We start from the raw sequence: 20,457 nt of genomic DNA on the forward strand, positions 1-20,457 counted from the left end.
TGGCCCTTTGTAGGAAGTCTACAAGGAGCCGGGACGTCCGGCAGTCGACGGCCTCGCCTTCGCGGCGGCAGTCGTCCGCGGTGAGGTAGTGCTCGCCGCGGGCGATCCGCTGTGTCGGACGGGGTCGGCGCCTGCCTCGGCAGGGGTGAGCCGCCCCACGACCAGCGCCGTCTGCAGGACATAGGCCTCGCGGGGGACGAGAGGATCCCAGCCGGTCAGATCGCTCACCCGGCGCAACCGGTACCGAACGGTATTGGCATGGACGAAGAGCGATCTCGAGGTGGCTTCGAGGGAGTGACCGAGCTCGAGATAGGAGGACAGCGTCTGTTCCAGACCGTTCGATGCTGCCAGCAGGGGCCTGTAGATGCTGCGGACCAGTGCACCGCGTGCCGTTGCGTCACCCGAGATCACGCGCTCGGGCCACAGGTCCTCCGAGGAGACGGGGCGGGGTGCGTCCGGCCACGCTCTGGCCGCCGTGAGCCCGGCGAAGGCGGCCTGCGCCGAGCTGCTGGCCGTCACCAGCGACGAGGCTTCCGGGCCGAAGACGACGGCGCCGGCGCCGAAGAGCTCACTGATGCGTGGGTAGGCCTTCTCCGGTTCCCGCACTCCGCCCAGGACCAGGATGAGCCGCTCACCCTGGATGCCCACGAGGACGTCCTCCGCCAGACGCCCCGTGATGCGTCGGAGCTCGTTCAGCAGACCGGCGTCCGGATCCCGCGGCGTACTGCCGACCATGACGGTGATCCGTGCCTGTGACTTCCAGCCCACGGCCGCGATGCGGGAGCGCAGGGCGTCCGAGCTCTCACCGCGCAGGATGGCGTCGACGACCAGTGCCTCGAGCCGGGTGTCCCACGATCCCCGGGTCTCGGCGGCACGGGCATAGACATCGGCCGCAGCGAAGGCGACCTCACGAGAGTACCTCAGCACAGCCTCCCGCAGAGGTCCCTGATCAGGGGCGGGCGCGAGGAAGGGCACCTGGTCCTCGACCACCTGGACGACCACGCGGATCAGCTGCAGCGCCTTCTGCAGGCTGATGGATCGGGTCAGTTCCGTCGGAGCAGTACCGAAGACGTCACTGAGCACCCATGCCGGCGAGACGGGCTTCTGGTACCAGTTGACGAAGGAGGCGATGCCCTTCTGCGCCACCAGGCCCAGCGCGGAGCGTTCGTCGGGCCTCAGACCGCGATACCAGGGCAGATCGGCGTCGAGTTGCCTGAGGGTAGCCGTGGACAGCGAGCCGATCGTCGCCCGCAGCTTCTCGACGGTGGCCGGGTCGGGAGGAGTGCTCCCCGCATTCGTCGCTCCGACCCCACTGCGGGCCCTGCCGGGGTCGACTTCGGGTTGCGGCATCCTCCGAGCATACGGCGTGCGCCCTGTGGACCTCCATTTGTGCAGAAGCTACAAAGAACGACGGCGGGAAACGGCTGTGAAGCCGCTCCCGCCGTCGTTCCTGCTCAGGTGTTGTGTTCGTCGTGCTCAGGCGTCTCCGCCGGTGTTGCCGGTGGTTCCGGCGTTGACGTCGTGGAGGTTGTATTTGTCGATGGCCTGTTGTGGTGCGTCGGTGTCGATGTCGCCGTTCTTGGCGAGCATTTCCAGGGTGCGGACCACGATGGAGTGGCTGTCGATCTTGAAGTAGCGCCGTGCGGCCTGGCGGGTATCGGAGAAACCGAAGTCATCGGCTCCGAGGGTCGCGAAGTCGTGGGGCAGGAACTGGCGGATCTGGTCGGGCACGGCTTTCATGAAGTCCGTGACAGCGACGACCGGTCCGGTGGCCTCGGCGAGTTGCTGTGTGACGAACGGGGTGCGTGGTTCGGCGTCGGGGTGCAGGAACGCGTGTTCCTCGGCGGCCAGGCCGTCGCGGCGCAGTTCGTTCCAGGACGTCACGGACCACACATCGGCGGCCACCCCCCAGTCCTCGGCGAGGATCTGCTGGGCTTCGATCGCCCAGGGCATGGCCACGCCCGAGGCCAGCAGCTGGGCCGCAGGTCCCTCGCCGGTGGCCGGCTTGAGCCGGTAGATGCCCTTGAGCAGTCCCTGGACGTCGAGGTCCTCGGGTTCGGCCGGTTGCAGGATCGGCTCGTTGTACACGGTGAGGTAGTACATCACGTTGCGGTAGGACTCGGGCCTGTCGCCGATGTCCCCGTACATGCGCTCGAGCCCGGCTTCCATGATCCGCCCGATCTCGTACCCGAACGCCGGGTCGTAGGAGATGACGGCCGGGTTGGTGGAGGCCAGCAGGGGCGAGTGTCCGTCGGCGTGCTGGAGACCCTCACCGGTGAGCGTGGTCCTGCCCGCGGTGGCCCCGATCAGGAACCCGCGGGCCATCTGGTCCCCGGCAGCCCACAGGGAGTCCCCGGTGCGCTGGAATCCGAACATCGAGTAGAACACGTAGATCGGGATCAGCGGTTGGCCGTGGGTGGCATACGCGGTCCCGGCGGCGGTGAACGCGGCAACGGATCCGGCCTCGTTGATCCCCGCGTGCAGGATCTGGCCCTGCACGGATTCCTTGTAAGCCAGGATCAGATCCCGGTCCACCGACAGATAGTTCTGGCCGTGGGGGTTGTAGATCTTCGCGGTCGGGAAGAACGAGTCGATACCGAACGTGCGCGCCTCATCGGGGATGATCGGCACGATCCGCTCCCCGAACTCCTTGTCCCGGGTCAGGTCCTTGAGGATCCGCACGAACGCCATCGTCGTCGCGGCCATCTGCTTGCCCGATCCCTTCCGGGCCATCTCGTACGTCTTGGGTGCAGGCAACACCACATCGGTGTGCCCGGTCCGCCGCTCGGGCACGAACCCGCCGAGCTCCCGCCGCCGGGCGAGCATGTACTCGATCTCGGGGGAGTCCGCATCCGGACGGTAGTACGGTGCGTTGTACAGGTCCTCGTCGATCTGCTCATCGGTGACCGGGATCCGCAGATGATCCCGGAACGCCTTCAGATCCTCGTTCGTGAGCTTCTTCATCTGATGCGTCGCGTTGCGGGCCTCGAAGTGCGGTCCCAGCCCGTACCCCTTAACCGTCTTGGCCAGGATCACCGTCGGCTTGCCCTTGAACTCCGTCGCCGCCTTGTACGCCGCGTACACCTTGCGGTAATCGTGCCCGCCACGCTTCAGATTCCAGATCTGCTCATCCGACATGTCCTCCACCATCGCCTTGGTCTGCGCGGAGCGACCGAAGAAATGATCCCGCACGAACCCACCGGACTCGGCCTTGAACGTCTGGTAGTCGCCATCGACGGTCTGGTTCATGATCTCCACCAGCGCCCCGTCCTCGTCCCTGGCCAGCAGCGGATCCCACTCCCTACCCCACACGACCTTGATCACGTTCCAGCCCGCACCACGGAAGAACGCCTCCAACTCCTGCATGATCTTCCCGTTACCACGTACCGGCCCGTCCAGGCGCTGCAGATTGCAGTTGATCACGAAATTCAGATTGTCCAGATTCTCGTTCGCCGCCAACTGCACCAGACCCCGCGATTCCGGCTCGTCCATCTCCCCATCACCCAGGAACGCCCACACCTGCTGCTCGGAAGTGTCCCTGAACCCCCGATTATGCACATACCGGTTCGACTGCGCCTGATAGATCGCGTTCATCGGACCCAGACCCATCGACACCGTCGGGAACTCCCAGAACTCCGGCATCAGACGCGGATGCGGGTACGAGGACAACCCATGACCCTGCCTGGACTTCTCCTGCCGGAACCCATCCAGGTCCTCCTCCGACAACCGGCCCTCCAAAAAGGCCCGCGCATACATCCCCGGAGAGGCATGACCCTGGAAGAACACCTGGTCCCCACCCGAGGGATGATCACGGCCCTTGAAGAAATGGTTGTACCCCACCTCGTACAACGTCGCAGCCCCCGCATACGTGGAAATATGCCCGCCCACACCGATCTCCGGACGCTGCGCCCGATGCACCATCACCGCCGCGTTCCACCGCAACCACGCCCGGTACTTCCGCTCGATCTCCTCATCCCCCGGGAACACCGGCTCCTGATCGACCGGAATCGTGTTCACATAATCCGTCGTCGTGACCATCGGCACACCCACCGACTGCGCACCCGCACGCTGCAACAAGGACCGCATGATGAACTGCGCCCGCTCCGTCCCCTGGACACGGATCAACCCATCCAACGACTCCACCCACTCAGCCGTCTCCTCCGGATCACCATCAGCCTTGCCAGCGGTCAGACCGCTCAGAATGTCCCCTGTACCTTGATCTGCAGCCACGCGATATCTCTCCACTTCCACGGACCAGCGCCCGTGTCGCTTTGTACCTGTACCGGCCTTCGAAGCAGGCACGGCGATGCATGCGGAACCGCCGGGCATCGGCTCAGCGGCCATATGATCACTCTATCGCCGCCGTCCTGCCCGTGCGTAGCGGGACCGGGGATCACTGCCGATCGCGACGGGTCCGCGCCCGCGGTGCGCACCCCGCGACGCTCCGCAGCGCTCGATCCAGCAGCGGATGAAACCGAATACCGGCTTGATGCCTGACGTATAAAGGTGTTGGCTGGTAGCAAGCAGCACCAACTCGAGGGCGCGTCATTCGACGGTCCGTCTTTTCAGGAGGAGTTAATTGAGCGAGGCTGAAGCCGCCACTGCGGTTGATGTGGCAGGCAAGTTGGGTTTCAAGAACGGGGATCTCGTTCAGGAACTCGGCTACGACGACGACGTCGACTTCGACTTCCGCGAACTCCTCGAGGCGGGCATCGGCGGCGAACTGCTCACGGAGGACGATCAGGAGGTCGTCGACGGAGTCATCCTCTGGTGGCGCAGCGGCGACGGTGACCTCGTGGATGCGCTCGTCGATTCCCTCACCTCCCTCGATGCCGGCGGTGTGGTGTGGCTCTTCACCCCCAAGACGGGTCGTGCCGGCTACGTCGCCCCTGCGGACATCCAGGAGGCCGCTCCCACGGCGGGTCTGCACTCCACGTCATCGGTAGGTGTCTCGGGCGACTGGGCCGCCACACGACTCGTCAGCCGGAAGCAATAGGCCATGCCGCTGGAGGTCGGTGTGGCGTCACCCGAGTTCGCCCTGGCCAACCAGTTCGGCGAGACCGTCGAGAGCGCATCCCTCACCGGCGGTGCGGTGGTGGTCTTCTTCCCCTTCGCCTTCTCCAGGATCTGTACCGATGAGCTCGGCGAGCTTCGCGACAATCTGGAGATGTTCGATGCGGCAGGCGTGGCGCTGGTGGCCATCGCCGTCGACCACAAGTACACGCTGCGGGCCTTCGCGGACGTGAACGACATCTCCTTCGACCTGCTCGCCGACTTCTGGCCGCACGGATCTGTGACACGGGCCTACGACGCGTTCGACGAGGCCAACGGATACGCGCAGCGCGTCAGTTATGTACTCGATGGGAACGGCACGGTGCGCTCCGTCATCACCGCTGCGCACGGACAGGGAAGGCCCATCGCGGAATACTCACGCGCGCTGAGCCTGGTGGAAGACGTCCTGTGACGATGTCCGGCGGTGACATCACCGGGCGCGCATCGCAGCCGGGGCCGGAGTCCAATCCACGGCTCGGTCTTACCGGCTTCGTGAGCACGACGCCGATGTCGACCCTTGCTCCCCTTCTGCGCGAAGAACGCGACATCCTGGATCGGGCTGTTTCCCTGCTCAGTGGACTGCCGCTCGCCGTACTGACGGGTGCCGGCCTGAGCACGGATTCCGGGATACCCGACTACCGCGGACCCCAATCGGTGAAACGTAACCCGATGACCTATCAACAGTTCGTCGGGGATGAGGAACTGCGGCGTCGGTACTGGGCACGCAATCATGTGGGCTGGCGGCACCTGCGCCGTGCCGACCCGAATGCCGGGCATGCGGCTGTGGCGCTGATGGAGGAGCGCGGTCTGCTCACCGGTCTGGTCACCCAGAACGTCGACAAGCTCCATTCCTCCGCCGGGAGTCTCAACGTCATCGATCTGCATGGCACCTTCGACCGCGTGGTCTGCCTGCAGTGCGGGTCGGTCTTCCCGCGCAGTCGTGTCGCCGAGATCCTCGAGGAACTCAATCCCGGCTACCTCGAGCGGGAGTCCGACGCCGGTGATGTAGCGCCGGACGCCGATGCGGACGTCGACGACACAGGTGACTTCTCGATGGCGCCGTGTCCGGTGTGCGGTGGCATGCTGAAGCCGGACTTCGTCTACTTCGGGGAGAACGTGCCCAAGGACAGGGTGGCGGCAGCGTACGCGATGGTGGACGCGGCCGGCGCCCTCCTGGTCGCGGGTTCCTCGCTGACGGTGATGAGTGGCCTGCGGTTCGTCCGGCACGCAGCCAAGCAGGGAAAACCTGTCGTCATCATCAATCGCGGGCCGACGCGCGGCGACGACTTCGCCTCCCTCAAGATCGAGGTGGGCGTCTCGGAGGCGCTGACCTACCTCGCGGAGCAGCTTCCCGCGCTGCCGACCGGGCACGTACCGGTGCCGAAGGAACCTGAGTAGCCCAGCACCTGATTCAGGTAGCCGCTACTGTTCCCGAGCCGTTCTTCCCGTCGTACGTTCATCTCCTGGGTCTCTCGACTGGGGTGGAAAATGCGTCATTCAACAAGGTCTCTGTTCGTGGGTGTGGGAGCGGCTACGGCTCTGCTCGCACCTCTCCTCCTCGACATGGGGGAGGACGAGGGGAGCGCAGGGAGCACGGTGGTGCCGGTGGCTCTCCAGCAGGGGCCCGTACCTGAGGAGGACCTGCCGAGGGCAGGAGCGCTGACGATGAAGGAGGTGCCGGGCGCCGTGGCCGTCCGGGACGAAGGCTCCGGCGCTGTGCCGGCGTCGTCCGCCGGGAGTGCCATGGGAGGGGATCTACCGACCAGCGGGTTGCCTTCGCCTGCATTTCCCCGATGTCCCACCCCGGCCGAGGGAAACTGGTGGACCGATCCGGCCGATCCCTATACCTGCCTGCCTCCGGTCCCGGTCCCGTTCCATGAGCCGACGCCGCCGGGGATGCCGCCGGAGCTGCTTCAGCCGATCGACGCGGCGCCGACGGCGCCGGGGGTGCTGCCGGTCCCGGTCCCGTTCCATGAGCCGACGCCGCCGGGGATGCTGCCGGAGCTGCTTCAGCCGATCGACGCGGCGCCGACGGCGCCGATCGACACCGACGACTGCCGGGTGAGTGGTGCGATGCAGTGCACCGTGACGATCATGGGCCAGGCCTATGTCATCGACTTCGTGGGCGGCGAGCCGGTGGCAGTGAGCCCGGCCGAGTAGGCGTGGAATCGCCGGCAGGCACCTCCCGCCTATGCTTGACCCATGCGACGTGCTCGGCGGTGGAACCGCACAACAGTCATGTTCGTCGTCGGCGCCTCACTGATGGCGCTGTGCGTCGCGGCGCTGAGACTGGGACTCGGTACGGCGACCGGGGAGGGCGGACCTGCGTGGTGGCTGGCGGCGATGTTCCTGGTCGGCGCCGGCCTGCTGATGATCGTCCTGGTGCAGAGGATCCTTGCCATGGTGCGGAAGCCGTGAGGGCTTCGCCCGACCGATGATGGTGGGTCCTACCGGGATCGAACCGATGACATCCACGGTGTAAACGTGGCGCTCTACCAGCTGAGCTAAAGACCCTTACGTACTTCTTTCTCACTGTCAGCACCGCCGGATGTCTCCGGCCGGGCTCACGAGGACCGACTATACCGGCTCGGCTCCGCCCCTCGCCACTTTCCCGTGAGCATCACTCCTCGGCAGCGAGTTGCCCGCACGCTCCGTCGATCTCCTTGCCGCGGGTGTCGCGGAGCGTCGTCGGAATCCCGGCGGCGCGGAGCCGGTCGATGAACTCGGCCGAGACGGAGGGTTCCGATGCCGTCCAGATGGAGCCCGGCGTCGGGTTCAGCGGAATCGGGTTGACGTGTACCCACCCCCGACCACGCTGGTTCAGCTTCTTCGCCAGCAGGTCGGCGCGCCAGGCGTGGTCGTTCATGTCCTTGATGAGCGCATACTCGATGCTGACGCGGCGCCCTGTGGTCCGGTAGTAGCCGTACGCCGCGTCGAGCGCCTCGTCGACCTTCCAGCGCGTATTGACCGGAATGAGCTCGTTGCGCAGTTCGTCGTCGGGCGCGTGGAGCGACAGCGCGAACGTGACCGGCAGCGACTCGGCAGCGAGCTTGTCGATGGCCGGCACCAGGCCGACGGTCGAGACCGTGATGTTGCGCGCCGACATGCCGAGTCCCGCCGGGGATTCGTCGACGAAGCGATGCAGGGCGCCCATCACGCGCCTGTAGTTGGCCAGCGGCTCGCCCATACCCATGAACACGATGTTGGTGACGCGGGGCGCATCGTGTCCGCCGTCCGTCCGCAGGCCGCCGAGTGCGTTCTCGGCCAGCGCACGATTCGCGGCGACCACCTGATCGACGATCTCGGCGCTCGACATGTTACGCGTCAGCCCGGCCTGTCCGGTGGCGCAGAAGGGGCAGTTCATCCCGCACCCGGCCTGCGAGGAGACGCAGAGGGTGACGCGTCCCGGATAGCGCATGAGCACGGACTCCACGAGCGCACCGTCGAACAGCCGCCACAGGAATTTGACGGTGTCCCCGTTGTCCGTGGTCAGCCGCTTCACCTCGGTGAGCAGCGGCGGGAACATCGCGCGCACGAGATCCTCGCGTCCGGCCTTCGGCAGATCGCTCATCAGCTCGGGGTCGGTGGTGTGGTGCGAGAAATAGTGCGTGGAGAGCTGCTTGGCGCGGAAACCCGGGTGGCCCAGTTCCTTCAGCCGTTCCTGCCGTTCGGCGAGGGTGAGATCCGCGAGGTGCACGGGCGGCTGGCTGACACGGGGGGACTTGAACTGCAGCAGGGGACGGCCGTCGCTCGCGACGATCGGCTGCGCACCCTCCACCTCAGGGCGGACCTGTGGTCGGGCGGCAGCGGGGACAACGGGGGTAACGGTAACGTCTGACATCGTCTTTATTGTTTCACGTATCAGAAGCACCCGTGCCGGCGTGTGGCGGCGGTCCCGGGACGGTAATAGTGTGAGATCACCGGGATGGTCCGCGCGGACGTGCGCGGTAGCGCCGGCGTACGCAGCGCTATGCATCCAGCTGAAAACGACGGAGAACACAGTGAGCGCACAGATCGGTGTCACAGGCCTGGCAGTCATGGGGGCGAATCTCGCCCGCAACCTGGCCCGCAACGGCTACACCGTGGCCCTGCACAACAGGTCCATCGAGAAGACGGACGCCCTGCTGGAGGAGCACGGTGACGAGGGCGATTTCGTCAGGACCGAGACGCTCCAGGAGCTCGTCGACTCGCTCGAGAAGCCCCGCCGCATCCTGATCATGGTCAAGGCCGGCGCGCCGGTCGATTCCGTGATCGAGCAGCTCACACCGTTGCTCGACCCCGGCGACATCGTGATCGACGGCGGTAATTCGCATTTCGAGCACACGCGGCGTCGCGAGGCCACCCTCGCCGGGCAGGACCTGCACTTCGTGGGTGTGGGGGTTTCGGGCGGCGAGGAGGGCGCGCTCCTCGGCCCGTCGATCATGCCCGGGGGCTCCCGGGAGTCCTACGACTGGGTCGGTCCGATGCTGGAGAAGATCTCCGCCAAGTACCACGGCGAACCCTGCTGCCGCTGGATCGGCACGGACGGCGCCGGACACTTCGTGAAGATGGTGCACAACGGCATCGAGTACGCCGACATGCAGGTCATCGGGGAGGCGTTCGATCTGCTTCGCTCAGGTGCCGGCATCGAGCCCCAGGACCAGGCGAGGATCTTCTCCGACTGGAACGCCGGGACCCTGTCCTCGTACCTGATCGAGATCACCGCAGAGGTCCTGGGCCACACGGATGACAGAACGGGCAAGCCGTTCGTGGACGTCGTCGTCGACTCAGCCGGCCAGAAGGGCACGGGACGCTGGACGGTCGTCTCCGCCCTGGAACTGGGGAGTCCGACGTCGGGAATCGCCGAGTCCGTCTTCGCCCGCGCGCTGTCCTCGCAGCAGGACCAGCGCGTCCTGGCACAGGAGTCACTGGCCGGGCACGAGGCGACGGTGGAACTCCCCGAGAACTTCGTCGAGGACGTCCGCCTTGCCCTCTACGCCTCGAAGCTGGTCAGTTACGCGCAGGGTATCGACATGCTGACCGCTGCGGCAGCCGAGTACGGCTGGGAGCTCAAGCTCGATGAGATCGCCTCGCTGTGGCGGGCCGGGTGCATCATTCGCGCCGAGCTGCTCGATGACATCATGAAGGCCTATGCAGGCAAGGACCGCCCGGCGAATCTTCTGCTCGCGCCGGCCTTCACCGAGGCCATTGCCGGCGCCGTGCCCGCGTGGCGCAGAGTGGTGTCGATCGCGGTGCAGCTGGGCATCCCGGTGCCGGTCTTCTCGGCCTCCCTGGCGTACTACGACGGCCTGCGACGCGAGCGGCTACCCGCCGCCCTGACCCAGGGCCTGCGCGATCTCTTCGGCGCGCACACCTACAACCGCGTGGACACCGAGGGGACGTTCCACACGATGTGGGGTGCCGACAGGTCCGAGGTCGAAGGGGTCGACACCCACTGATCGCTGATGCAGACGAATGCCCCCGGACCAAGGATGGTCCGGAAGGCATTCCTCCGCCGGCTCAGATGTACCCGCTCAGATGTACCGGCTCAGATGTAGATGGCCGGGTCCACGTACTCGGCGGGGTCGACCGCAGGCTGTGTCTCGCGTCGGGCATCCCGGTGCCGGAACGTGGCAGGGATGCCCGTGACGATCGAGTCCGCCGGCGCGTCCTTCACGACGACGGCGTTGGCGCCGATCGCGCTTCCGGACCCGATGGTGATGGGCCCGAGCACCTTGGCGCCGGCACCGATCGTGACGCGATCACCGATGGTCGGGTGCCGTTTGACCTTCTCGAGCGACCTGCCCCCGAGCGTCACCCCCTGATACAGCATGACGTCGTCGCCGATCTCGGCCGTGCTGCCGATGACGATCCCCATGCCGTGATCAATGAAGAACCTGCGCCCGATCGTCGCCGCCGGGTGGATCTCGACCCCCGTGAGGGTCCTGGCGAGCTGGGACAGCGCGCGTGCCGGGAAGCGCAACCTCTCGTTCCGCCACATCCTGTGGGTCAGGCGGTGCACCCAGATGGCGTGGAGTCCCGAGTACACCGTCGTCGTCTCGATCGGGCCACGGGAGGCCGGATCATGGGTGCGAGCGGTCTCAAGATCCTCACGCAGTCGCTCCATGAAGCTCACGGAGGCTCCTCTCAGCAGAAATAGCGGCATCGTCGGCGTCGTCGCGGGCTGTCTCCCCGGGGAGTCAGCCGCGGATGTCGTCGAAGAGGACCGTGGAGATGTAGCGCTCACCGAAGTCGCAGACGACGGCTACGATGAGCTTGCCGGCGTTCTCCGGGCGCTTCGCGAGTTCCAGGGCCGCCCAGACGATGGCTCCCGAGGAGATTCCACCGAGAATGCCCTCCTGGGTGCCCAGCGCCCGTGCTACCCGGACCGAGTCCTCCACCGTGGCGTCCAGGACCTCGTCGTAGGCCGTGCGGTCCAGGTTCTCGGGGACGAAGTTGGCACCCAGGCCCTGGATCTTGTGCGGTCCCGGGGCGCCGCCGTTCAGGATGGGGGAATCGGCGGGCTCCACCGCGACGATCTGCACACCGGGCTTGCGCTCCTTGAGGACCTGACCGACGCCGGTGATCGTTCCGCCGGTCCCCACGCCCGCCACGAAGATGTCCACCTCGCCGTCGGTGTCGTCCCAGACCTCTTCCGCCGTGGTGGACCGGTGTATCGCAGGATTGGCGGCGTTGGCGAACTGTTCTGCCCAGATCGCGTTGTCGGTCGTCGCGACGATCTCCTTGGCTCGCTCGACCGCGCCCCGCATGCCCTCCGAGCCGGGTGTCAGCACGATCTCCGCGCCGTAGGCCCGGAGCATGACCCGACGCTCGGTCGACATGGTCTCCGGCATGGTCAGAATGACCCGGTACCCGCGCGCGGCGCCGACCATGGCCAGTGCGATACCCGTGTTGCCCGAGGTGCCCTCCACGATCGTGCCGCCCGGCTGCAGTGCTCCCGCCTGCTCCGCCGCGTCGATGATGGCCACGCCGATCCGATCCTTGACACTGTTGGCCGGATTGTAGAACTCGAGCTTCACGGCGACCTCCGCGTCGAGGCCTTCGGTCAACCGGTTGAGTCGCACGAGGGGCGTACGTCCGACCAGCTGGGTCACGTCGTCGTAGATCTTTGCCATGCGGGGCCTGCCTGTTCCGGAACGGAGGATGGATGGGGAAGGTGTGGTGCGGCTCGTGGGTGGTGAAGTCACCCACGAGCCGATGGTACTGCTACTACGCCGCCAGCCACTGGGCGTGCTGCTTGCGCGCCTTGGACAGTTTCGGGTCGATGATCACCTGGCAGTACCCCTGCTCGGGGTGCTTGGCGTAGAAGTTCTGGTGCGTCTCCTCGGCGACATGGAACTCCGGGAGACGGGCGATCTCCGTGACGATCGGGTTCTTCCAGTTCGACTGGTGTCTGCGGATGGCGTCCTCGAACAGTTCCTTCTGCTGCGCATCCTGGTAGTACATGACGCTGCGGTACTGCGTGCCGACGTCGTACCCCTGCCGATTCAGCGTGGTGGGATCGTGCGAGACGAAATACAGGTCGAGGATGACGTCCTCGGGGATCACGGTCTCGTCGAACGTCACGGCGACGACCTCTGCGTGGCCCGTCATGCCGGAGCACACGGAGTCGTAGTCCGGGGCCCTGGTGTGTCCGCCGGTGTATCCCGAGACCACTTCGGTCACTCCGCGCGTCTTCTGGTAGAGAGCATCGAGGCACCAGAAGCAGCCTCCTCCAAGTACGAAAGTCTTCATGCTGTTATCAATGCGCCGCTCGCCGCGATGATTCCCGTCCGGGATCAGCCTGCGGTGAACAAGGCGGAATTGCCGCCACCAGCAGCGGCGGGTATGACTGGGGCATGGAACAGAACCAGCACGACGCCGGTGCAGCAGGCTCGAGCGAGGGGCCGGCGTCGGCGGGTGAGCAGAAGGACGCCGTGACGGGACCTGATCCAACTGGGCCCGACTCCGCCGCGTCCGCCTCGGCTCCCACGGTGGCCGATGTGATGGCTGCTGTGGAGGAGCTGTGGCCGCAGGGTCTTGCCGAGCCGTGGGACGCCGTGGGGCTCGTCGCCGGACGGCCGGGCACCCGCGTGGAGAAGATCCTGTTCGCGGTCGATCCGACGACAGCCGTGCTCGACGAGGCGTTCGCGTGGGGCGCGTCGATGATCCTCTCGCACCACCCGCTGCTCCTGAAGCCCGTCTCCGGCGTTGCGGCGTCCGGTTTCAAGGGTGAGGTGATCCACCGGCTCATCGAGGGCGGATGCGCCCTGGCCACGGTCCACACCAACGGCGACAGCGCCGTGGGCGGCGTCTCCGATGTGCTCGCGGAGGCACTCGGTCTCCACGACCTCGAGCCGCTGATGCGTGCTGATGGGGGATCGCCCGCGGAAGGGATCGGGCGCGTGGGCGAGCTGGGAACGCCACAGGCTCTGGGGGACTTCGCGGAGGCGGTCTTCTCGATCCTTCCGGCCGTGGCCGGAGGGGTCCGCGTGGCGGGGGACCGGAAGGCGCTGATCCGCAGGGTCGCCGTCTGCGGGGGAGCAGGCGACTCTCTCTTCGATCAGGTCCGCTCGAGCGGGGCCGACGTCTTCGTCACGGCTGATCTGCGCCACCACCCGGCATCCGAGGCCAGGGAGGCGGCCGGTCCCGGAACCCCGTATCTGATCGACGTGTCCCATTTCGGCAGCGAATGGCTCTGGCTGACACCGGCTGCAGCACGCCTGGGCGCCCTGCTCTCGGATCGGGGATTCGGCGTCGACATCCGGGTCAGCGAGGTCAACACCGATCCCTGGGACTTCGTGCTCACCCCGGGCCGCTGACGCCTGAGCGCACTGACGTCGGGCTGAACGTCAGTGGGAACAACGCCTAGGCTGGAACCGGCGTCGGTGCGGGCGCCTGTCCCCGTACCCCATTCGTTCCGATCCCGGAGGTTTATCGTGGCCAAGGCTGCACCTGAGGAACAACTCCGTCTGCTCGATCTGCAGGCCCTCGATTCGACCCTCAATCTCCTGCTGCGTCAGGCTGCTGCCGCCCGCAGCAATCCGGCCCTCGCGGCTGCTGCGGCGCGGGTGGCGGAGGGCGACGGCGAACTCGTGCGCGCCGAGACCGAGCTCGGTGATCTGGAACGCGAGCTGACCCGCGCGGAGGACGAGGTCCAGGCGGTCGTCACCAGGCTGGAGCGTGACGAGAAGCGGCTGAACAGCGGCACCGGCACCTCGAAGGACCTCACGGCGCTGCAGCACGAGGTGGCCTCGCTGTCCAGGCGACGGTCCGATCTCGAGGACGTGGAACTGGACGTCATGGAGCGCGTCGAGACGGCACGTGCGGCCCGGGCCGCGATCCAGGAGCGGACGAACAGCGTCCGCGCCGAACTCCGCGACCTCGAGCAGACCCGTGACACCGAACTCGCCGGGATCGAGGAGCAGCGGGCGCAGGTCCAGGCGCAGCGCGAGGAACTCGCGGGAACCTTCGACGCCGGCCTGCTGAGCACCTACGAGCGCATTCTCGCCCGGCGCGGCGTCGGCGCCGCACGGCTCTTCCACGGCAAGTCGGAGGGCTCGGGCATGCAGCTGAGCCCCGGAGACCTCCGCGACATCTCGGGTGCCGCGCCCGACGACGTCGTGATCTGTCCCGACTCCGGGGTCATCCTCGTCCGCTCCGCCGACTGGGGGAGCCAGTGACCGTGGATGAGAGGCAGCTGTTCGACACCGCTGGCACGGACGACGACGGGAGCGCCGGGACGGGCAGGCGCCTGATCGTCGAGGCCGATGGAGGCTCCCGTGGCAATCCGGGTCATGCCGGCTACGGCGCGCTCGTGCGGGACCCCGAGACGGGGCGGATCCTGGTGGAGAAAGCAGCGTACATCGGCAAGGCCTCGAACAACGTCGCCGAGTACACGGGCCTGGTCGCCGGGCTGGAGCTGGCTCGCGAGATCGATCCGCGCGCGAGCGTTCACGTGAAGATGGACTCCAAGCTCGTGGTCGAGCAGATGTCCGGTCGGTGGAAGATCAAGCATGCGGACATGCGGGTCCTGGCGGAGAAGGCACGGAAGGTGCTGGCACCTAGGCGGGTGCGCTACGAGTGGATCCCGCGCGAGCGCAACAAGGACGCCGATCGCCTGTCCAACGAGGCGATGGATGCCGGTATGGCCGGCGTCGACTGGGCGCCCCGGAACGCGAGCGCGGCGGACCGGAGGCGCGACCCGGAGTCGGCCGCGACCGGAGGGACCGCCGCACCGGGTACGACCTCGGTGACGGGTGCGGCGCCGGCAGCCGAGCAGGGGCAGCGACCGACCGGAAGCCTGCATCACGTGGAGGTGTGGACGGCGGATCTGCCCGGAGCGCAGGCGAGCCTCGGCTGGCTGCTCGAACGTCTCGGGTTCCCGCAGCGGAACGCCTGGGGCGGCGGAGCGAGCTACGGGTCCGACACGTTCTACCTGGTGCTCGAGAGTGGGCCCGATCTCGCACCGGGAGGCCACGAACGCCGTCGTCCCGGGGTGAACCACCTCGCGTTCAGGGCCGGCTCGCGCGCCGACGTCGATCTGCTGGCGCGTCGGGCATCCAGTCACGGCTGGACGCTCCTGTTCGCCGACCGGCATCCTTTCGCCGGCGGCGCGGGGCACTACGCCGCGTACCTGGAGAATGCCGAGGGCTTCGAGGTGGAGCTGGTCGCGGACTGAGCATCCGGTCCTGCGGGCTCCTGGCGAGCGCGGTCGGGCACGGTGGTCGGTGGAGCACGATGCTCACTCGACCAGGATGTTCAGTTGCGCCGGTTTCCGTGCTGTCGCCGGCGTCAGGTCCGCAGTCCATTTCTCCTGTGTCGCGGCCAGCAGTGCAGCCGGGGTGGCCGGCGGTGCTCCGCGGCGGGTCAGCAGATGGCGTGCCAGCTCGCCCCGGGTGTGCTTGGCGAAGTGCGAGACCACGGTGCGCCGGCCGCCGCGCAGTGCGAAGACGTTCACCGCGGCGCTGTTCTGCGGAGGAGGAGTCCAGGCCGCTGCGTAGGTGCTGGAGCGGCAGTCGACCACGAGGTCATGGCCCGCATGTCGGGTGAGCGGGGCGGCCAGCTGCTGCTTCCAGAAGGTCGTCAGGCGTCCGATGCCCGGCAGGTCCACCGCCATCGACAGCCGGTACGCGGGAATGCGATCACCGAGGCCGATTGCCCCCCACAGTCCCGAGACCACGATGCACTGGCTCCGGGCCTTCCGTTTCTGGGCCGGCGTCAGAGTTGCGTAGCCGAGCGCCTCGTACAGCACTCCGGAGTAGATGCTGTGGGCGCCGGATGCGGGTGCTGTCCCGAGCAGGAGATTCCGCCGGATGTCTCCGGCCAGCGATGCCCCGACGCCGAGGACGGCGTGGGCGTCAGGGGCGTCGCTGGCCTTCTGCAGGCCGGCGAGCACTGCCCTGCGCGCCTCGTTCAGTTCGGGGAACAGGAGCTCGTCCCAGCGGAACGGGGTTCCCCTTCGCGCGGAGGACTTGCCCTCGGAGGGTGGAAGCAGGATCAGCACCGATCAACCCTACCCACTGCACGACGGCGTCCCGTCCCGGACGAGCGGGGTGGCGTGGTCACCTCTTCGGTCGGAACATCTAGGATGGTCACTGGATGGGTCGACCAGGCGGCCGCGTTGGACGGTGCCGAGGCATCCGGTCCACCGAGGAACGTCCGGGCTCCACAGGGCAGGGTGGTGGGTAACGCCCACTCGGGGTAACCCGCAGGCCAGTGCCACAGAGAACAGACCGCTGTCCGCAAGGGCTTCGAGCCCGAGCGGGGAGTAAGGGTGAAACGGTGGTGTAAGAGACCACCAGCGCACCGGGTGACCGGTGCGGCTCGGTAAACCCCACCCGGAGCAAGGCCAGACAGTGCGCGATCGAGGGCTGCCCGCCCGAGTGCACGGGTAGGCCGCTGGAGGTCGTCGGTAACGGCGACCGTAGATGGATGGCCGCCACTCGCACGACGGCGACGTCGTGCGATGACAGAACCCGGCGTATCGGTCGGCCCATCCCACTGCCTGTGCCACGGCCCAGTCACCGCCCGACGACGGCACACCGTGCTCACCGTGCGAAGTCCCGGCGCGTCGTGCCCTCCCCGGCATCGTAGGGGTGCCTACGCTGTGGGTACCGCCGCGGGTCTCACACGCTCGGCGCGACGGTACGAACGGGCCGGCCTGCTGCTGGGGACCTGGGGCCGGCCCGTTCACCACGACGGCGATCAGCAGAAGACCTATCGAAGGGGTGACCGCATGAGTCGATCCAGCAGTATCACCGGAGGGTCACCGATCGTCAAGAGCTGCGCACTTTCCTGCGTGGACCGCGCCCATCCGGTCAGGCAGCCATTCCTGACGCGGTTAGAGTGATTCGATGGTTGCTGGGGGCATCAAAAAAAGTCTGTTCGTGCGCAACGCGAACTTCCGGGCATTGCTGGTCTCCAGTACCTCGGGTGTGCTCGGCAACGCCATCGCTGCGGTGGCGCTTCCGGTCATCGCCGCCGTCGAGCTCGACGCCAGTAATTTCGCCGTAGCCGCGCTCGCAGGCATGACGTTCCTGCCGTGGCTGCTGTTCGGTCTGTTCATCGGTGTCTGGGTGGACCGGCTACCGCGCAAGCCCGTGATGCTGACAGCCCTCACCGCACGCGTGATCGTCCTCTCGCTGCTTCCCCTGGGGTACTGGCTGGGGTTCCTCACCACACCCCTGCTCTTCGCGGCGGCTTTCGCTGCCGGTGTCGCCTCGGCCTTCTTCCAGCTGGCGGACGCGGCACTCGTGCAGCAGGCGGTGACCCCGGACGAGCTGATGGAGGGCAACGGGCTCATCACCGGAGCCGGAGCCGCGGTGGATGCCGGAGGACGATCCGCGGCAGGATGGCTGACGGGTCTCGCCGGGGCGTCCAACACACTCGTCGTGCAGGTGGTGACGTCGATCGTCTCCCTGGTCGCCATCCACCGACTGCAGGTGAAGGAGGTCCTTCAGCCGCCCAGTGGGCATCACATCTGGCGGGAGATGATCGACGGACTGCGCTACACGTTCAGTACCGCACCCCTGCGAGCCCTTCTCTTCAATGCCGCTCTCTGGAATCTCGGAGGCAACATCGCGGCGTCACTGCTGGTGCTGCTGGTCCTTCGGACCCTTCAGGAGTCGGAGATCTGGCTGGGTCTGCTTCTGGCAGCGGCATCCGTGGGCGGCGCGGTCGGAGGGATCAGCGCCCACGCGATGGGCGAGAGATTCGGATCCGGGCCGCTGTGGCGCTGGTCGATGGTGCCGGGAGTCCTCGGCTATGCCTCGCTGCTGATCCTCACACCGGGCTGGGGCATGCTCTGGGGCGTACTGGGCATGTTCGTCATGGGCTCGAGCGTCGCCTGGAACATCGTGGTCGGGTCGAGCTTCCGCCAGCGTGTGTGTCCCCCCGGCATGATGGGGCGGCTCGGTGCGGCGTCCAGGATGGTGAGCTGGGGAATGCTCGCACTGGCGAGCTTCGTGGCGGGTGTCCTCGCCGAGGTGATCGGTATCCGTGAAGCCATTCTGGTCGGGGTCGTCATCGCCTGCTCGGCACCGCTGGTGGCATTGCTGGGTTCGTTGCGGGGCATCAGGCGGCTCGAGGATCTCGTCGAGGCGCCCGCTCCTGCCGGGCTGGACGCGACGCCCTCCCAGGGGTGAGGGCCCGCGGTGAGGACATGCGCCCGGTCAGTGGCCGAACGGGTCGGGATCGACACCGGGCAGCCACGTGAGTCCGGGCACGCCCCACCCGTTGTTCCGGATGGTCCTGCGTGCCTTGCGCTGGTAACGGCTGGTGAGCCGGTCGACGAAGAGCTTGCCGTCGAGGTGGTCGTACTCGTGCTGCATGCACCGCGCGAACCAGTCGGTGGCTTCGAACTCCAGCGGAGCGCCGTCGCCGTCGAAGCCTGACACGCGGGCCCACGACGCACGTGTGAGCGGGAACGACTCACCGGGGACGGAGAGGCACCCCTCCGACTCGTCGTCGGGATCGGGCTCCGAGCCCGGGATCTTGGAGGTCACGATCGTCGGGTTCACCAGGACGCCGCGCGCCGGGACGTCGTCGTCGTTCTCCATCCCGTATACGAAGACCCGCAGTCCGACGCCGATCTGCGGCGCGGCGAGCCCCACGCCGTTCGCCGCGTCCATCGTCTCGAACATGTCCTCGACGAGCGTGCGCAGCCCGGCGTCGAAGCTCTCCACGGTCCGGGCACGCCGGTGGAGGACGGGTTCTCCGGCGATGGTGATGGGATGTACTGCCACGGAGGACTACCTGTTCTGCGCGGGGCGGTCCGCGATCGACCGTCCGATGGACTCGCGCATGATCTCGCTGGTGCCACCGAAGATGGTCAGCAAACGGGCGGCCAGGAACGCCTGCGAGACCGGGTACTCGAGGATGTACCCGTACCCGCCGTGCAGCTGCAGGCAGCGATCCGTGATCGACTTCGCCCGCTCGCTCGCCCAGAGCTTGGCCTGCGCAGCGGCCTCTCCGGTGAGCGACCCGGCGTTGAATGCCAGGACGCACCGGTCCACGAAGGTCTCGGTGACCTCGAGTTCGGTGAGGATGTCCGCGAGGACGTGCCGCGTGTTCTGGAAGTCCAGCACCCGCTCGCCGAAGGCGCTCCGCTCGGTGACGTAACGGAGCGTCTGCGCATAGGTGGCCCGTGCCAGCGCGGCGGCAGCGACGGCGATACCGAGGCGGCCCTGCGGGATCTGCTCAAGGCTGTACCGCAGGCCCTGACCCACTTCTCCGACGAGATCGGCGCCGGGGACCCGCACGTTGTCGAAGAACAGCTCAGCGGTGTCGGAGGCGCGCAGGCCCATCTTGTCCAGCTGCCTGCCGGGCGTGTAGCCCTCGCCCTTCCGCACCATGAACAGCGAGAAGGCGTCACTGGACCCGCGACCCGAGCTTCCGTCCGTGCGGGCGAGCACGAGGGAAGCGTCCCCGCTGATCCCGTTGCCGATGAAGACCTTCTGGCCCGTGATCAGCCAGTCGTCGCCGTCGCGCACCGCCCTGGTCCGGATGCCGCGCAGGTCGCTGCCGGCCCCGGGCTCCGTCCAGGCGCAGGAGGTGACGATCTCGCCGGAGACCATCCCCGGGAGCCAGCGCTCCTTGAGGTCCTGCGAGCCATGGGCCAGCAGGTGCGGCAGGACGAGGTCGTCGTGCAGGTGGAAGGCGAGGCCGACCGCGAGGTGGTTGCTCCGTGCGAACTCCTCGTCCAGTACGGTCCGGAACCGGTAGTCGGGCATTCCGGCGCCGCCGAACTCCTCCGGAACCGCCAGACCGAGCAGGCCCTGCTCGCCGGCGGCGGTCCAGACCGAGCGATCGATCATGTGCTCGCGGTCCCACTGCGCGTAGTGGGGGGCGACGGCGCGTTCGTTGAACTCGCGGGCTACGTCGCGGAAAAGCTCGTGATCCTCTTCGAACACTGTGCGTTCCATG

At 67.3% G+C, this 20,457-nt stretch carries 19 protein-coding genes, 1 tRNA gene and 1 other RNA gene; 11 read left to right on the forward strand and 10 right to left on the reverse strand.

Annotated features, from left to right (window positions below; genetic code table 11):
- Nucleotides 1-18: 18 nt before the first annotated feature.
- The gene (locus E8P82_RS05795; protein ID WP_136453561.1) at nucleotides 19-1,350 is read right to left on the reverse strand and encodes a PucR family transcriptional regulator; all 1,332 of its coding nucleotides are present in this window, start codon (nucleotides 1,348-1,350) and stop codon (nucleotides 19-21) included.
- Between the two features lie 126 nt (nucleotides 1,351-1,476).
- On the reverse strand, nucleotides 1,477-4,230 hold the full coding sequence (gene aceE / locus E8P82_RS05800; RefSeq protein ID WP_136453562.1) for a pyruvate dehydrogenase (acetyl-transferring), homodimeric type: 2,754 nt from the start codon (nucleotides 4,228-4,230) through the stop codon (nucleotides 1,477-1,479).
- A 349-nt stretch (nucleotides 4,231-4,579) separates the two neighbouring features.
- Here aceE and E8P82_RS05805 point away from each other — a divergent pair, with 349 nt between their 5' ends.
- From E8P82_RS05805 to E8P82_RS05825, 5 genes are all read left to right on the forward strand, one after another.
- The gene (locus tag E8P82_RS05805; RefSeq protein ID WP_136453563.1) at nucleotides 4,580-4,996 is read left to right on the forward strand and encodes a DUF3052 domain-containing protein; all 417 of its coding nucleotides are present in this window, start codon (nucleotides 4,580-4,582) and stop codon (nucleotides 4,994-4,996) included.
- Between the two features lie 3 nt (nucleotides 4,997-4,999).
- Nucleotides 5,000-5,464, forward strand: a complete 465-nt coding sequence (locus tag E8P82_RS05810; RefSeq protein ID WP_136453564.1) for a redoxin domain-containing protein — start codon at nucleotides 5,000-5,002, stop codon at nucleotides 5,462-5,464.
- A 2-nt stretch (nucleotides 5,465-5,466) separates the two neighbouring features.
- Nucleotides 5,467-6,450: an NAD-dependent protein deacetylase gene (locus E8P82_RS05815; protein ID WP_136453743.1), complete on the forward strand. Its 984-nt coding sequence runs from the start codon at nucleotides 5,467-5,469 to the stop codon at nucleotides 6,448-6,450.
- A 117-nt stretch (nucleotides 6,451-6,567) separates the two neighbouring features.
- A complete protein-coding gene (locus E8P82_RS05820) occupies nucleotides 6,568-7,212 on the forward strand; it encodes a hypothetical protein (protein WP_136453565.1) in 645 nt (214 codons plus the stop codon).
- A 42-nt stretch (nucleotides 7,213-7,254) separates the two neighbouring features.
- The gene (locus E8P82_RS05825) at nucleotides 7,255-7,470 is read left to right on the forward strand and encodes a hypothetical protein (protein WP_136453566.1); all 216 of its coding nucleotides are present in this window, start codon (nucleotides 7,255-7,257) and stop codon (nucleotides 7,468-7,470) included.
- 20 nt (nucleotides 7,471-7,490) lie between these two features.
- On the opposite strand, the gene E8P82_RS05830 is transcribed toward E8P82_RS05825, so the two are convergent.
- Nucleotides 7,491-7,566 (reverse strand) — tRNA-Val (locus E8P82_RS05830).
- A 106-nt stretch (nucleotides 7,567-7,672) separates the two neighbouring features.
- Nucleotides 7,673-8,893 (reverse strand): dual-specificity RNA methyltransferase RlmN, encoded by a 1,221-nt coding sequence (gene rlmN / locus E8P82_RS05835; RefSeq protein WP_136453567.1) that lies wholly within the window; start codon nucleotides 8,891-8,893, stop codon nucleotides 7,673-7,675.
- 160 nt (nucleotides 8,894-9,053) lie between these two features.
- On the opposite strand from rlmN, the gene gndA reads away from it, so the two are divergent.
- On the forward strand, nucleotides 9,054-10,490 hold the full coding sequence (gndA, locus tag E8P82_RS05840; RefSeq protein WP_136453568.1) for an NADP-dependent phosphogluconate dehydrogenase: 1,437 nt from the start codon (nucleotides 9,054-9,056) through the stop codon (nucleotides 10,488-10,490).
- Nucleotides 10,491-10,579: 89 nt separating this feature from the next.
- Here gndA and epsC read toward each other — a convergent pair whose 3' ends face one another.
- From epsC to msrA, 3 genes are all read right to left on the reverse strand, one after another.
- Nucleotides 10,580-11,167, reverse strand: a complete 588-nt coding sequence (gene epsC, locus E8P82_RS05845; protein ID WP_136453569.1) for a serine O-acetyltransferase EpsC — start codon at nucleotides 11,165-11,167, stop codon at nucleotides 10,580-10,582.
- Nucleotides 11,168-11,231: 64 nt separating this feature from the next.
- Nucleotides 11,232-12,167 carry a cysteine synthase A gene (gene cysK, locus E8P82_RS05850; RefSeq protein ID WP_136453570.1) on the reverse strand — a complete coding sequence of 312 codons (936 nt, stop codon included), beginning with the start codon at nucleotides 12,165-12,167 and terminating at the stop codon, nucleotides 11,232-11,234.
- Between the two features lie 94 nt (nucleotides 12,168-12,261).
- A complete protein-coding gene (gene msrA / locus E8P82_RS05855) occupies nucleotides 12,262-12,786 on the reverse strand; it encodes a peptide-methionine (S)-S-oxide reductase MsrA (RefSeq protein WP_136453571.1) in 525 nt (174 codons plus the stop codon).
- A 104-nt stretch (nucleotides 12,787-12,890) separates the two neighbouring features.
- On the opposite strand from msrA, the gene E8P82_RS05860 reads away from it, so the two are divergent.
- The 3 genes from E8P82_RS05860 (at nucleotide 12,891) to E8P82_RS05870 (ending at nucleotide 15,712) form a co-directional block, all read left to right on the forward strand.
- A complete protein-coding gene (locus E8P82_RS05860; RefSeq protein ID WP_136453572.1) occupies nucleotides 12,891-13,853 on the forward strand; it encodes a Nif3-like dinuclear metal center hexameric protein in 963 nt (320 codons plus the stop codon).
- Nucleotides 13,854-13,970: 117 nt separating this feature from the next.
- Nucleotides 13,971-14,714 carry a zinc ribbon domain-containing protein gene (locus E8P82_RS05865; RefSeq protein WP_136453573.1) on the forward strand — a complete coding sequence of 248 codons (744 nt, stop codon included), beginning with the start codon at nucleotides 13,971-13,973 and terminating at the stop codon, nucleotides 14,712-14,714.
- Nucleotides 14,715-14,716: 2 nt separating this feature from the next.
- A complete protein-coding gene (locus tag E8P82_RS05870) occupies nucleotides 14,717-15,712 on the forward strand; it encodes a reverse transcriptase-like protein (RefSeq protein WP_246021004.1) in 996 nt (331 codons plus the stop codon).
- A 63-nt stretch (nucleotides 15,713-15,775) separates the two neighbouring features.
- Here the strand turns inward: E8P82_RS05870 and E8P82_RS05875 are convergent, their stop codons facing one another.
- Nucleotides 15,776-16,537 (reverse strand): YaaA family protein, encoded by a 762-nt coding sequence (locus E8P82_RS05875; protein ID WP_136453574.1) that lies wholly within the window; start codon nucleotides 16,535-16,537, stop codon nucleotides 15,776-15,778.
- Between the two features lie 96 nt (nucleotides 16,538-16,633).
- Here E8P82_RS05875 and rnpB point away from each other — a divergent pair.
- Both rnpB and E8P82_RS05885 read left to right on the forward strand, forming a co-directional pair.
- Nucleotides 16,634-17,033, forward strand: an RNA gene (gene rnpB / locus E8P82_RS05880) — RNase P RNA component class A.
- Nucleotides 17,034-17,387: 354 nt separating this feature from the next.
- A complete protein-coding gene (locus E8P82_RS05885) occupies nucleotides 17,388-18,677 on the forward strand; it encodes an MFS transporter (protein WP_136453575.1) in 1,290 nt (429 codons plus the stop codon).
- 27 nt (nucleotides 18,678-18,704) lie between these two features.
- Here E8P82_RS05885 and def read toward each other — a convergent pair whose 3' ends face one another.
- Together def and E8P82_RS05895 are read right to left on the reverse strand one after the other, a co-directional pair.
- Complete coding sequence (gene def, locus E8P82_RS05890) at nucleotides 18,705-19,277, reverse strand: peptide deformylase (protein ID WP_136453576.1); 573 nt, start codon at nucleotides 19,275-19,277, stop codon at nucleotides 18,705-18,707.
- Between the two features lie 6 nt (nucleotides 19,278-19,283).
- A complete protein-coding gene (locus E8P82_RS05895; protein ID WP_136453577.1) occupies nucleotides 19,284-20,456 on the reverse strand; it encodes an acyl-CoA dehydrogenase family protein in 1,173 nt (390 codons plus the stop codon).
- Between the last annotated feature and the right edge of the window lies 1 nt (nucleotide 20,457).

This window comes from Arthrobacter echini (assembly GCF_004803505.1).
Classification (GTDB): domain Bacteria; phylum Actinomycetota; class Actinomycetes; order Actinomycetales; family Micrococcaceae; genus Arthrobacter_D; species Arthrobacter_D echini.

Coding starts and splice junctions, on each gene's coding strand:
- cysK (WP_136453570.1), bottom strand. CDS start 12,167: ATGGCAAAGATCTACGACGACGTGACCCAGCTGGTCGGACGTACGCCC.
- msrA (WP_136453571.1), bottom strand. CDS start 12,786: ATGAAGACTTTCGTACTTGGAGGAGGCTGCTTCTGGTGCCTCGATGCT.
- E8P82_RS05825 (WP_136453566.1), top strand. CDS start 7,255: ATGCGACGTGCTCGGCGGTGGAACCGCACAACAGTCATGTTCGTCGTC.
- E8P82_RS05795 (WP_136453561.1), bottom strand. CDS start 1,350: ATGCCGCAACCCGAAGTCGACCCCGGCAGGGCCCGCAGTGGGGTCGGA.
- E8P82_RS05895 (WP_136453577.1), bottom strand. CDS start 20,456: ATGGAACGCACAGTGTTCGAAGAGGATCACGAGCTTTTCCGCGACGTA.
- E8P82_RS05815 (WP_136453743.1), top strand. CDS start 5,467: ATGTCCGGCGGTGACATCACCGGGCGCGCATCGCAGCCGGGGCCGGAG.
- rlmN (WP_136453567.1), bottom strand. CDS start 8,893: ATGTCAGACGTTACCGTTACCCCCGTTGTCCCCGCTGCCGCCCGACCA.
- E8P82_RS05810 (WP_136453564.1), top strand. CDS start 5,000: ATGCCGCTGGAGGTCGGTGTGGCGTCACCCGAGTTCGCCCTGGCCAAC.
- E8P82_RS05885 (WP_136453575.1), top strand. CDS start 17,388: ATGGTTGCTGGGGGCATCAAAAAAAGTCTGTTCGTGCGCAACGCGAAC.
- E8P82_RS05860 (WP_136453572.1), top strand. CDS start 12,891: ATGGAACAGAACCAGCACGACGCCGGTGCAGCAGGCTCGAGCGAGGGG.